Source organism: Kribbella sp. NPDC026596 (assembly GCF_040638415.1).
Taxonomy (GTDB): Bacteria; Actinomycetota; Actinomycetes; order Propionibacteriales; family Kribbellaceae; genus Kribbella.
In genome coordinates this window covers 55,155-68,012 of the sequence record NZ_JBEZYF010000009.1, presented here as the reverse complement: position 1 = coordinate 68,012, position 12,858 = coordinate 55,155, and the positions used below count along the sequence as shown (strand labels likewise).

Sequence of the window (12,858 nt, the reverse complement as noted above, 5' to 3'; positions counted from 1 at the left end):
CAATCTTGACATTTCAGTGTCAAAAATGGTCCCCCGGCGATCAAACCGGTCGGCTCGGCCCTCTAGGCTCTGGCAAGCAGGAAGCAATCCAAGTCTTCAGGGGAGCGGGAACCGGTATGACGTTCGACTACAAGGTGGCGGACCTCGGCCTGGCCGAGTTCGGGCGCAAGGAGATCCGGCTGGCCGAGCACGAGATGCCCGGTCTGATGGCGATGCGGGCGCAGTACGGCGAGAGCAAGCCGCTGGCCGGCGCGCGGATCGCCGGATCGCTGCACATGACCGTGCAGACCGCCGTACTGATCGAGACGCTGGTGGCGCTCGGTGCTCAGGTCCGCTGGGCGAGCTGCAACATCTTCTCCACCCAGGACCACGCGGCCGCCGCGATCGCCGTCGGGCCCGAGGGCACGGTGGAGAACCCGGCCGGTGTCCCGGTGTTCGCCTGGAAGGGCGAGACGCTGGAGGAGTACTGGGCCTGCACCGAGCAGATCCTGACCTGGCCCGGTGGTGAGGGCCCGAACATGATCCTCGACGACGGTGGTGACGCCACCATGCTCGTCCACAAGGGCACCGAGTTCGAGAAGGCGGGCGCCGTACCGGACCCGTCGACGGCGGAGTCGGAGGAGTACGGCGTCGTCCTGAAGCTGCTGACCAGGTCGCTGGCGGAGTCCACGGACAAGTGGACCACCATCGGTCAGGGCATCAAGGGTGTCACCGAGGAGACCACGACCGGCGTGCACCGGCTGTACGAGATGCACAAGGCCGGGGCGCTGCTGTTCCCGGCGATCAACGTGAACGACTCGGTGACCAAGTCGAAGTTCGACAACAAGTACGGCTGCCGGCACTCGCTCATCGACGGCATCAACCGCGCTACCGACGTACTCATCGGCGGCAAGGTCGCGGTCGTCTGCGGGTACGGCGACGTCGGCAAGGGCTGCGCGGAGTCGCTGCGTGGTCAGGGCGCCCGGGTGATCGTGACCGAGATCGACCCGATCTGCGCGCTGCAGGCCGCGATGGACGGGTACCAGGTGGCCACGCTGGACGACGTGGTCGGGACCGCCGACATCTTCGTCACCACCACCGGCAACAAGGACGTCATCACCGCCGACCACATGGCGGCGATGAAGCACCAGGCGATCGTCGGCAACATCGGCCACTTCGACAACGAGATCGACATGGCCGGGCTGTACAAGACCGCGGGCATCGAGCGGGTCAACATCAAGCCGCAGGTCGACGAGTTCCGGTTCCCCGACGGCCACACGATCATCATCCTGTCCGAGGGCCGGCTGCTGAACCTGGGCAACGCCACCGGGCACCCGTCGTTCGTGATGTCGAACTCCTTCACCAACCAGGTGCTGGCGCAGATCGAGCTGTTCGTGAAGACGGCCGACTACCCGACCGAGGTGTACGTGCTCCCGAAGCACCTCGACGAGATGGTCGCCCGCCTCCACCTCGACGCGCTGGGCGTCCGGCTCACCGAGCTCACCAAGGAGCAGGCGGCGTACCTCGGCGTACCGGTCGAGGGCCCGTACAAGTCCGAGCACTACCGCTACTGATCCCCCCACAGCAAGCGCCCCACCGGTTCGGTGGGGCGCTTTGCTTTATGCCTCGTTGCTGCCCGGAGCGGCCCAACCCTGGGGATTGAGGAGGGCTGGGCGGGGCGTGGTGACTGGGGGTGGGGCGAAGGGGCCCGGGACGGGTGGTGGGGGGAGTATGCCGTACGGGCTGGGTGGGGCGAAGGGGCCGGGAGGGACCGCGTACGACCGCGCGAAGGGCCCGGTGTGGACTGGACGTCGGGTGGCCAGGCGGTTGAGTTCTCGGCGGCGGCGTTCGGCCAGTACGGCGGACAGGTACGCCGGCGCGATCAGCGGAATCGGTGGGACGGGCGCCGTGACAGCGGCCACGCGGGTGGCGAGGGCGTCGCCCAGGGTGGTGCGGGCGTCGGGCTGAAGCTCGGTGTAGCGGGCGAGGTAGTCGCGGGAGGCGTTGGCGAGGGCGTCCGACAGCCGGGACAGCTCCAGCGACTGCGCCCACTGGACCAGATGGCCGGGGACGAACAGCGGCGGCGACGCCATCGGCTGGTGGCGTTCGCGGATGACGACAGTGCCGGAGACCATGTCGCCGATCCGCTTGCCCTGCTTGTTCATCAGGCTCGCCACAATCCCCGGGCAGGCCGCGAACCACGGCGCGAAGTCGACGAAGAACCAGAACAGCGTCCGTACCAGCGCGTGCCGGAACCGGATCGAGCTGCCGTCGTCGCGCACCACCTTCAGGCCGAGCACCATCTTGCCCAGCGTCCGGCCGCGGGTCAGCGTCTCCATTACCACCCGGTAGCCGACCGCGACGAGCAGGACGACGATGAAGATCAGGGCGACCGCGAGCGCCTCGCTCGCCTGACCGCCGATCAGGAAGCCGGCCAGCAGCGAGATCAGGACGACGAGCACGATGCCCTGCAGGATGACGTCGATCGCACATGCCAGCGCCCGCGTCGGCATCCGGGCGATCCGCACCTGGAGAACAACCGCTTCTCCGGTGACCAGCTGAGACACTCCGTCGCCCCCCTCATGCGTAGACACCGCGTCCGGTTAGTCTGCCAGCGCAAGGAGCCAGTCGGGTGGAGGAGGTGCGGCGGTGGACGTCGAAGCGTTCGTGTCGGTGCACCAGCCGCAGTGGGACCGCCTGGCCTACCTGACCCGCCGCCAGCGCCGGTTGTCCGGCGCCGAGGCGGAAGAACTCGTCACCCTCTACCAGCGCGTGGGCACGCACCTGGCCGCGCTCCGAGCCGCAGGAGCCGACCCGGTCTCGATCGGACGCCTGTCCGGCCTCATCGCGGACGCGCGCGGCGCGGTGACCGGTGCCCAAGCGCCCGTCTGGCGTGACATCTCGAAGTACTTCCTGGTGAGCTTCCCAGCCGCCCTCTACGCGTCCAGACGCTGGTGGATCACCATCGGCCTGCTCTTCTACCTGGTCGCGGCCTGGGCCGCCTGGCGGATCCTCGTGCACCCGGAGGTGATCGACTCGATCGGCACGCCGGCCCAGATCCAGCAACTGGTCGACCACGACTTCGAGTCCTACTACTCGGAGAACCCGGCGCAGGACTTCGCCCTCCGGGTCTGGATCAACAACGCCACTCTGAGTGCCGCCGCACTCGCGCTCGGCATCCTGTTGATCCCGTCGGTCTTCATTCTCTGGGACAACGCCGTCAACCTCGGCGTCAGTGCCGGACTGATGATCAGCCACGACAAGGGCGGCCTGTTCTTCAGCCTGATCGCGCCGCACGGGTTGCTCGAGCTGACCGCGGTCTTCGTCGCGACCGCGGCCGGCCTCCGGCTCGGCTGGGCCTGGATCGCCCCCGGTGCGCGAACCCGCATGCAAGCGCTCGCCCAAACCGGCCGCGCCACCGTCGGCATGGCGATCGGCCTGGCCGCGATTCTCCTGGTCACGGGCCTGATCGAGGCCTTCGTGACCCCGTTCCTGCCCGGACCGGTCCGGATCACCATCGGCGTCCTCGCCGAGCTCGCGTTCTTCACCTACGTCTGGACCCTGGGCCGCCGCGCCGCCCGCTCCGGCGAGTACGGCGACATCGACCTGGCCGACCGGGAAGCGACCGCCCCCGTCTCCGCGTAAACCGTTTGGCCCCAGGGCACCGGATCTGGAGTGCGGAACCAAAGCAGCACTGCCCACGAAGTCAGACACAGCCGCTGGTACGGCGTAGCCGTCACCGTCGGCTTGATCGCGTACGGCGTGGTCTTCCTACTGATCGCGTGGATCGCCCTGCAACTCGCCTGGGGCAAGTCGTCGGAGGAAGCCTCCCAGCAAGGCGCCCTCCAGGAACTGGCCGGCAAACCGGCCGGCGGCGTACTGCTCTGGATCGTCGCCATCGGCCTGTTCGCGCTGGTCATCTGGCGGGTCCTCGACCTCGCCTACGGTCACCTCGACCTGGAGAAGAAGGTGTCGTCGGTGGGACGCGGGGCCGTCTACCTCGTCCTCGGCATCACTGCGGTGAAGGTCGCCGTCGGATCCGGTGGTTCCAGCACCGGTCAGCAGCGCACCCTCAGCGCGCGCCTGATGGCGCACGGCGGGGGCCGGGCGCTGATCGTCGTGATCGGGCTGGTGATCATCGCCGTCGGTGTCCGCCAGCTCTACAAGGCGATCACGAAGAAGTTCCTCGAGGACCTGGTCGGCGGGGTGTCCGAGGGCACCATCCTGCTGGGCCGGATCGGGTACGCGGCGAAGGGGGTCTCGTTCATCCTCGTCGGCGCCCTGTTCGCGTGGGCGGCGATCGACTACGACCCCCAGAAGGCGGGCGGCCTGGACACCGCGCTGCGCACGGTCAAGGACCAGCCGTTCGGCCCGGTCCTGCTCACCATCCTTGCCCTCGGTCTCGCCGCGTTCGGTATCTACGCCTTCGCCTGGTCCCGCAACGCCCGCACCTGACCTACCCGATCGGTAGATCGCGCCGCCGCAGCCCCACCAGCCCAGCGACACCCAGTACGGCGGCAATGGCGAGCAGCGCGATCAGCGGACCGGCTGACGTCGAGCCGCCCGGGAGTTGCGGGAGGTGGCTGAACGGCGAGATGTCCCGGACCCAGTCGTCCAGCTCCACACCGGAGCTGACGAGCCCGATCAGGAGGCAGATCGCCGGACCGGCCCACGCGACCGGAGACAGCCGGGGGAACAGCCCGAAGATGGCCAGGGTGATCGCGGCCAGCACCCACACGGCCGGAAGCTGCGCCAGTGACGCACCGATCAGCCGCGGCACTTGTCCGCCCACATCACCGATCGCCGACCCGTAGGCGAGTCCTTCGGCCGCACCTGCGACGAGCAGGGCCAGCGCCGGCCCGAGCAGACTGAAGGCCAGATGGCTCCCGGCCCACTGCAGCCGACTGGTCGCGGTCGCCAGTACCGGTTCCGCCCGTCCGCTGGTCTCCTCGGCCCGCAACCGCAGGGTTGCCTGGACCGCGTACGCCGACGCGATCAGCCCGACGATCGTCATCACCCCGGCCAGGAACGAGTCGATCAGGCCGGTCGAGCCTCCGAGCCGCGCGAAGATCTCCTGGATCTTGGGATCGTCCCGCATCATGTCGCCGACCCCTTCGGCAACGCCGCCGAACAGCAAGCCCAGCAAGGCGAATCCTACTGACCATGCGGCCAACAGCCCGCGGTGCAACCGCCAAGCCAGGGCAAGTGGCGAGCCAAGCTTGCCCTCCGCCGGGCCTACCCGGGCCGGCAACAGTCCGGCTCCGACATCCCGTCGTACGGACAGATAGAGGGCAACGGCAACGAGTACGACGGTTGCCGCGAGCACCAGAATCCCGAGTCCCCACCGGTTCTCGCCGTACGGGTGGATCCGTTGTGCCCAAGCGATCGGGGACAACCAGGACAGCCAGGCGAGCGGTCCGTCCGTGTGCTCGCTGGTGTCGCCAGCAGCCCGCAGCACGTACGTCGCTCCGAGCACACTGATCGCGATTCCCCGAGCGGTCCCGGCGCTCGCGGACAGTTGGGCGGCGACGGCGCCGACCGCCGCGAACAGCCAGCCGGTGAAGGCGAACTCGATGCCGATAGCAACGGAGCCGGACCACGGCAGATCCTGACTGTGCATGCCGAGGGCAAGCAGTACGGCGAGCACGAGATTCGCGCCGAAGGTGGCCAGCAGGGCCGCGGCCAACTGGGCATGGCGGCCGACGACGCTCGACCTGAGCAGTTCGCTGCGGCCGGTCTCCTCCTCGACCCGGGTGTGCCGGATCACCGTGAGGAGGCTGATCAGCCCGATCATGACCGGGACGAATCCCAGTCGCCAGGTGACGAACTCACCCAGGCTGGTCCCGGACAGTTCGCCGTACAGGGTGATGAAGCCCGCGTTGTTGGCGTAGTTGCGGCGTGACTCCGCGGTCGGGAACAGGTCGCCGTACGACTGCACGTAGCTGATCGGGATCACGCACAGCAGCACGATCCACAGGGGCAGGACGATGCGGTCACGGCGCAGGATCAACCGGATCAGCCCGCCGGTGCCGGCCAGGTTCGTCATTTGACGACCTCCGGCTCCCGGTCCTGGTCCGGCTCGTACAGCCGCAGGAACAGTTCCTCCAGCGACGGCGGCTGGCTGACCAGACTCCGTACGCCGATCTCCGTGAGCCGGCGCAGCACCGGGTTGATCTCGTCCGTGTCGACGTCGAACCGGACCCGGCCGTCATCCAGCCGCAGGTCGTGGATGCCGTTCAGCCGGGCCAACCCCTCCATCGGCCCGACCAACTCGGCTTGGATCGACGTACGCGTCAGGTGCCGCAGCTCGGACAGCGTGCCGCTCTCGACCGCCCGTCCGGCCCGGATGATCGTGACCCGGTCGCAGAGTGCCTCGACCTCGGACAGGATGTGGCTGGACAGCAGAACCGTCCGGCCGTCCCCTTCGCTTACCTCCTGGACGACCTCGCGGAAGACCTCCTCCATCAACGGGTCCAGGCCGGAGGTGGGCTCGTCGAGCAGCAACAGCTCGACGTCGGAGGCCAGTGCGGCGACCAGCGCGACCTTCTGGCGGTTGCCCTTGGAGTACGTGCGGGCCTTCTTCCGCGGGTCGAGGTCGAAGCGCTCGAGCAGCTCGGCCTTGCGCTTCTTGTCCACCCCGCCGCGCATCCGGCCGAGCAGGTCGATCGCCTCGCCGCCGGACAGATTCGGCCACAGCGTCACGTCGCCGGGGACGTAGGCGAGCCGGCGGTGCAGGGCCGTCGCGTCCGACCAAGGGTCATCGTCCAGCAGCCGTGCGGTGCCGGAGCTTGCCCGGGTCATCCCGAGCAGGATCCGGATCGTGGTGGTCTTCCCCGCGCCGTTCGGGCCGAGGAAGCCGTGCACCTCCCCGGTCCGCACCTCGAGGTCGAGACCGTCCAGGGCGCGGGTCCGCCCGAACGTCTTGACCAGACCTTCCGTGCTGATCGCAGCCGGCATGATCACTTCTCCTCAGAGCGTTTGCGTAGTTGTTCTGCTTGTTCCGGCGTGACCAGCGGGATGGTGAAAACCTCCATCAGCCCCTGGCCGATCCGGGCATACCCCGCCGGTGAGGTGATGTCCTCGCCGAGTGCCTTCGAGACCTGGTCACGGAACACGAAGACGCTCAGCTTGATCGCGGCCAGCGCTGCCGCGTAGGCCCGCCGGTCGCTGGGCTCGATGCCGTAGCCCGTGCTCCACTGCTCGATCGTGTCGACCGCGTCGAGGAACAACGCGGTCGCGGTCTCCGAGCCGTCCATCATCGAGCGGACCAGATAGAGCTGCAGCGGGAACACCCGCGGATGCAGAGTCGCCGGGTCGAGGCCCGCCACCCCCTCCTGATCGGCCAGCTCCGCGCCGATCTCGGCCATCCGCTCCCGCGCGTACCGGTCGCAGGCGTCGCGCAGCGCTTCCTTCGATCCGAAGTGGTGCCGGACCAGCCCGGACGAGACCCCCGCCTCGGCGGCGATGTCACGGATCGACGCCCCCTCGATACCGCGCTCGCCGAACAGCTTGATCGCCGCGTCCCGAATCCGGGCCCGCGCAGTCAGGTCGTCGACCGGCCGATCCATCTCGTGCTCCTCTCGCTACACACAAAAGCAAACTACTACACGCTCGTGTAGTCAAGTCCCGTGGTTCGGCCCACGCGTGCTTCGCAGGTGCTTGCCTCGTCGCTGCGCTCCTCGACGCACCTGCTGCGCGCGCTCCCACCCACCCCCGGCTCAGCGCCGTGCATTCCTTCCGGGCTATCGCCGGCTGCCGCCGACGTGTTGCGAGCTGCCGCTCGCGGGTGACTGCTTGGCCGATGCCCCCGAGGAGCTGGCCGTGGCGATGGCCCCGAGCCCGCTCCGCATTCGCCGGCGACTCACGCGCGCATCCGAGACCCTTGCGGACCCGGGCCGATCCCCACCGCGGCTCGCTTGACCACCACGGCACGCGGTCGGTCGCAGGGCGCAGCCCGCATCTCCCGGCGGTAGCCGGCAAACCCGGCGCTAGCCGAAAGGATGCACGGCGCGAAGCCGGGGGTGGGTGCGAGCGCGCGGAGCGGGCGCGTCGAGGAGCGCCGCGACGAGAGAAGCGCCCGCGAAGCACGCGTGGGCGAACCCTACTAGCCCGGAAAGAAGATTACTTAAATGTGACGAAGTTTCGTATCTCGTTGACAGGAGAGCGCTTGCTCGTGTGGGGTCCTTCCCAACACACCTACCTGGGGAAGGTCTGGCGATGATCAGGAAGATGTTGGCCGCGGGCGCGGCGCTGTGCCTGCTGGCGTTCCTACCCGGTATGGCGCAAGCCGCGGAGCCGGGCCGCAAGGTGATCAAGATCGGCGTGACGCAGTCGGTCGACTCGATGAACCCGTTCCTGGCGGTGCGACTGGTGACTGGGTCGATCCAGCGGATGATCTACGGCTTCCTGACCGTGCCGGACTCCAAGACCCTGCAGCCCAGCCCGGACCTGGCCGAGTCCTGGACGACGTCGCCGGACGGGCTGACCTGGACGTTCAAGATCCGCCAGGCGAAGTGGTCGGACGGGCAGCCGATCACGGCCGACGACGCGGCCTGGACGTTCAACAAGATGATGACCGACGACAGCGCCAAGACCGGCAACGGACCGGCGGTCGAGAACTTCGCCGGCGTCACCGCGAACGGCCAGGACCTCACGATCAAGCTCAAGGCCCCGCAGGCGTCGATGCTGGACAACCCGGTGCCGATCATGCCCAAGCACGTCTGGGAGAAGGTCACGAACATCGGCGAGTACGACGCCGAGGTCTACCCGACCGTGGGCAGCGGCCCGTACGTTGCCGTGGAGCACAAGAAGGACCAGTTCGTCCGGCTCGAGGCGAACCCGGACTACTGGCGCGGCCGGCCGAAGATCGACGAGCTGCAGGTGATCTTCTACGACAACCCGGCGGCCTCGATCGTCGGGCTGAAGAAGGGCGACATCGACCTGATCGGCCGGCTCAACCCGCCGGACTTCGAGTCGCTCAAGGGCGATGACAACATCGTGCAGTGGAACACGCAGGGCCGGCGGGCGACGTACCTGCAGATCAACCACGGCGCCACCACCAGCGACAACAAGCCGATCGGTGACGGTCACCCGGCGCTCAAGGATCCGAAGGTGCGGACCGCGCTGCACTACGCGATCGACAAGCAGAAGCTGGTGGACGAGGTGCAGAACGGGCTGGCCAAGCCGGCCGACGGCTCGATCATTCCGCCGCTCTACAAGGACTTCTTCTGGGAGGCGTCCGGCGACGAGAAGGTCTCCTTCGACCTCGCCAAGGCCAACAAGATCCTGGACGACGCGGGCTACAAGAAGGGGCCGGACGGCGTACGGACGATGCCCGACGGATCGCGGAAGCTGCAGTTCCGGTTCAGCATCCACACCGACACACCGATCGAGGACAAGCTGTCGGAGTATCTGACCGGCTGGTTCAAGGAGATCGGGATCACCCTGACCACCAAGCGGCTCGACTCCAGCAAGTTCAGCGAGGAGACCGGGACGACGGCGCTGTTCGACATCGCGATCAGCGGCTGGTCGGTGAACCCCGACCCGGAGGAGGTGCTCGGCACGCACCTGTGCAGCCGGCGTCCGACGGCGACCGGCCAGGGTGGCGGGACGGAGTCGTTCTACTGCGACCCGCAATACGAGAACCTCTACCTGCAGCAGCAGAAGGAGCTCGACCGGCCGAAGCGCGCCGACACCATCAAGAAGATGGAGGAGCGGCTCTACACCGACGCGCCGGTGATCGCGCTGTACTACCCGAACGACCTCGAGGGCTACCGGAAGGACCGGATCGCCAGCATCACGCCGATCCCGGAGGACAAGGGCCTGCTGTACGGCGGATCCGGGTACTGGCCGTTCTACACGCTGGAAGCCGTGTCGCACGACGGTACGGGCGCGAGTGATGACGGCGGATCGAGCACCGGTGTGATCGCGGGCGTCGCGGGTGGTGTCGCCGTACTGGCCATCGGTGGGTTCCTCGTACTGCGACGCCGCCAGGGCGCGGCCGACGAGCGCGAATGAGTGCTCTGGAATCGGGTCCGCTCGACTCGTCCGAGGATAGCCCGGCCCGCCATGGTCTGCTGCGGTACGCGGCGACCAAGGCGGGCGGGGCTTTGCTCAGCATCGCGATGGTGATCGTCGCGACGTTCTTCCTGTTCCGGATGCTGCCCGGCGATCCGGTCCGGGCGCTCGCGCAGGGCCGGAACATGACGCCGGAACAGCTCGACCTGGAACGGGCCCGGCTCGGGCTGGACAAGTCGATCCCCGAGCAGTTCGTGCACTTCGTCAAGCAGACGGTGCAGTTCGACCTCGGCGTCTCCTACGAGTACAAGCGTCCGGTCGTCGACCTGATCGGGGAGCGGATCGGGTCGACCCTGCTGCTCACCGGTACGGCGTTGGTGATGGCGGTCAGCCTGGGGATCTGGCAAGGCGCTCGCGCCGGCTGGAAGCCGGGCAGCCGGTTCGACAAGATCTCGACCGCGATCTCGCTGGTGCTGTGGTCGGTGCCGACGTTCTGGCTGGGACTGCTTCTGCTGATGGTGTTCGCGGCCGGGGTCGGGCCGATCCCCGGGATCTTCCCGACCCGGGGCAACTCGAGTGTCGACAAGCCGGACGGGATCGCCGGCGTACTGGATGTCGCGCAGCACATGGTGCTGCCGTGTCTCACGCTGGTCGCCGTCGTGTACGCGCAGTACCTGCTGGTGATGCGGTCGTCGGTGCTGGACGAGCTCGGGCAGGACTACATCACCACGGCCCGGGCGAAGGGGCTGCGAGACGACGACATCCGGCGTCGGCACGCCGTACCGAACGCGTTGCTGCCGACGGTGACGCTGGTGTTCATGCGGATCGGGTTCGTGGTCGGGGGTGCGGTGACGGTCGAGGCGATCTTCAGCTGGCCGGGGCTCGGGCAGTTGTTCTACGAGGCGATCCGGGTGCCGGACTTCACGTTGATGCAGGGCACGTTCCTGCTGATCACAGTGTCGGTGATCCTGATGAACACGCTGGCGGACGTGGTCTACCACGTGCTGGATCCACGGGTGAGGTCGGCATGAGCAGTGTTACCTGGGTCCGTCGTCGCCGGGCGGTGTCGCGTTTCTGGACCGAGTTCCGGGGGCATCGGGCCGGGATGGCGGGGCTGGTGATCCTTACTGCTGCCGTCGTACTGGCGTTGGCGGCACCGCTGTTCATCGACGCTGGAGTGACCAACGTGGTCAGCGGGACGGGCGCGAAGATGGCGCCGCCGAGCCTCGACGATCCGCTGGGAACCGATGAGTCCGGGCGGTCGGTACTGCTGATGATCTGGTGGGGTTCGCGGACTTCGCTGCTGATCGGATTCCTTGCCGCGCTGCTGAGCATGGTGATCGGGACCGTGCTCGGGATCGCAGCCGGGCACTTCCGGCGCTGGACCGGAGCAGTCATCCTCCGGGTGACCGACTGGTTCCTGGTGCTGCCGTCACTCGTCACCGCGCTGGTGCTGGCGGCGATCCTCGGTGGCAGTACGGCGACCATCATCGTCGCGATCGGGGTGACGTCCTGGCCGTCGACGGCCCGGTTGATCCGCGCGCAGACGCTGGCTGTCGAGGCGCGTCCGTACATCGAGCGGTCGCTCGCCCTCGGCGCCGGGCACTGGCACATCACCACCCGGCACGTGCTGCCCAACGTCGCACCGTTGCTGTTGGCAAGTACGACGCTGGAGGTGGCGAGCGCGATCGTGACCGAGTCGACGCTCGCGTTCCTCGGCGTCAGTGCGAACAAGACCTCCTGGGGGACGATGCTGCGTGGCTCCTACGACTGGGGTGCGGCCACCGCGGGAGCGTGGTGGTACATCCTCCTACCCGGTCTGTGCATCGTGATCGTCGTGATGGCTTTCACCTTGTGTGGAAGGGCTCTGGAGAGTGTGCTCAATCCCCGGCTACGGACGAGGGCGGTGTGATGAGTCTGCTCGAACTGGACGACCTGTCCGTGACCTATCAGCTCGCCGCCGGTGAAGTCCCCGCCGTACGAGGAGTCTCGCTCTCGCTGGCGGCCGGCGAGGCCGTCGGGCTTGCGGGGGAGTCGGGGTCCGGGAAGTCGTCGGTGGCGCTCGCGTTGCTGCGGTTGCTGCCGCGATCGGCGCGCGTGTCGGGGCGGGTGCTGCTCGACGGCGACGACGTACTCGCGATGAAGTGGGGCCGGCTGCGGGCGGTCCGGTGGTCCTCGGCGTCCATCGTGTTCCAGGGTGCGCAGCACGGGTTGAACCCGGTGCAGCGGATCGGTGATCAGATCGCCGAGCCGTTGCTGGTGCATCGGCTGGCGTCGGGTTCCCAGGCCGCTACGAGGGTGCGGGAACTGCTGGAGCAGGTGGGGTTGCCGGCCTGGCGGGCGCGGAGCTATCCGCACGAGCTGAGTGGTGGCCAACGGCAACGAGTCATGATCGCTATGGCGCTCGCCTGCTCGCCGCGACTCATCGTCGCCGACGAACCCACCACAGCCCTCGACCTGATGGTCCAGGCGCAAGTGCTCACCCTCATCCAGCAGTTGATCGCCGAACACGGCATCTCGCTGCTGATGATCTCCCACGACCTCTCCGTCCTCGCCGACGTGTGCGACCGGCTCGCGGTCATGTACGCGGGCCGACTCGTGGAGTCCGGTCCGTCGTCAGGACGGTTCCGGCATCCGTACAGCCAGGCCCTGGCCGCGGCATTCCCCACCGTCGGGGATCCCGCATCCCGGCTCGCGCCGCGCGGGCTCGCCGGAGACCCACCGGATCCGCAGGAACTGCCGGGCGGCTGTTCGTTCCATCCGCGCTGCCCGGTGGCGCTGGAGTCGTGCTCTTCGGTTGAAATCGATTTGCGTGCGGCCGGTGCGGATCGGACCGCCGCCTGTGTTCTGGTGGGGGACTGA

General features: G+C 68.1%; 11 protein-coding genes. 7 read left to right on the top strand and 4 right to left on the bottom strand.

The features are described 5' to 3' along the window. Positions 1-116: 116 nt before the first annotated feature. Entirely contained in the window at positions 117-1,553 is a 1,437-nt protein-coding gene (gene ahcY, locus AB0E63_RS09855) for an adenosylhomocysteinase (RefSeq protein WP_360363732.1), read from the top strand. 45 nt (positions 1,554-1,598) lie between these two features. Here the strand turns inward: ahcY and AB0E63_RS09850 are convergent, their stop codons facing one another. Continuing rightward, the gene (locus AB0E63_RS09850) at positions 1,599-2,573 is read right to left on the bottom strand and encodes an RDD family protein (protein WP_360363730.1); all 975 of its coding nucleotides are present in this window, start codon (positions 2,571-2,573) and stop codon (positions 1,599-1,601) included. 55 nt (positions 2,574-2,628) lie between these two features. Between AB0E63_RS09850 and AB0E63_RS09845 the strand changes: the two genes are divergently transcribed. Then, positions 2,629-3,624: a stage II sporulation protein M gene (locus tag AB0E63_RS09845; RefSeq protein ID WP_360363728.1), complete on the top strand. Its 996-nt coding sequence runs from the start codon at positions 2,629-2,631 to the stop codon at positions 3,622-3,624. 30 nt (positions 3,625-3,654) lie between these two features. Then, positions 3,655-4,434 carry a DUF1206 domain-containing protein gene (locus AB0E63_RS09840; RefSeq protein WP_360363727.1) on the top strand — a complete coding sequence of 260 codons (780 nt, stop codon included), beginning with the start codon at positions 3,655-3,657 and terminating at the stop codon, positions 4,432-4,434. A 1-nt stretch (position 4,435) separates the two neighbouring features. Here AB0E63_RS09840 and AB0E63_RS09835 read toward each other — a convergent pair whose 3' ends face one another. The 3 genes from AB0E63_RS09835 to AB0E63_RS09825 are packed head-to-tail and all read right to left on the bottom strand — an operon-like array spanning position 4,436 to position 7,547. Continuing rightward, a complete protein-coding gene (locus AB0E63_RS09835) occupies positions 4,436-6,025 on the bottom strand; it encodes an ABC transporter permease (protein WP_360363725.1) in 1,590 nt (529 codons plus the stop codon). Next, a complete protein-coding gene (locus tag AB0E63_RS09830) occupies positions 6,022-6,936 on the bottom strand; it encodes an ABC transporter ATP-binding protein (protein ID WP_360363723.1) in 915 nt (304 codons plus the stop codon). The genes AB0E63_RS09835 and AB0E63_RS09830 overlap by 4 nt, the downstream gene beginning before the upstream one ends. Positions 6,937-6,938: 2 nt before the next feature. Then, a complete protein-coding gene (locus AB0E63_RS09825) occupies positions 6,939-7,547 on the bottom strand; it encodes a helix-turn-helix domain-containing protein (RefSeq protein ID WP_360363721.1) in 609 nt (202 codons plus the stop codon). Positions 7,548-8,196: 649 nt separating this feature from the next. Here AB0E63_RS09825 and AB0E63_RS09820 point away from each other — a divergent pair. Genes AB0E63_RS09820 through AB0E63_RS09805 form a run of 4 tightly spaced genes read left to right on the top strand, consistent with a single transcriptional unit; the run spans position 8,197 to position 12,858 of the window. After that, positions 8,197-9,996: an ABC transporter substrate-binding protein gene (locus AB0E63_RS09820; RefSeq protein ID WP_360363719.1), complete on the top strand. Its 1,800-nt coding sequence runs from the start codon at positions 8,197-8,199 to the stop codon at positions 9,994-9,996. After that, positions 9,993-11,027, top strand: coding sequence for an ABC transporter permease (locus AB0E63_RS09815; protein WP_360363717.1), 1,035 nt, complete (start codon positions 9,993-9,995; stop codon positions 11,025-11,027). The genes AB0E63_RS09820 and AB0E63_RS09815 overlap by 4 nt, the downstream gene beginning before the upstream one ends. Beyond that, positions 11,024-11,908 (top strand): ABC transporter permease, encoded by an 885-nt coding sequence (locus tag AB0E63_RS09810; RefSeq protein WP_360363715.1) that lies wholly within the window; start codon positions 11,024-11,026, stop codon positions 11,906-11,908. The genes AB0E63_RS09815 and AB0E63_RS09810 overlap by 4 nt, the downstream gene beginning before the upstream one ends. Further along, the gene (locus AB0E63_RS09805; RefSeq protein WP_360363713.1) at positions 11,908-12,858 is read left to right on the top strand and encodes an ABC transporter ATP-binding protein; all 951 of its coding nucleotides are present in this window, start codon (positions 11,908-11,910) and stop codon (positions 12,856-12,858) included. Before AB0E63_RS09810 ends, AB0E63_RS09805 begins: the two co-directional genes overlap by 1 nt.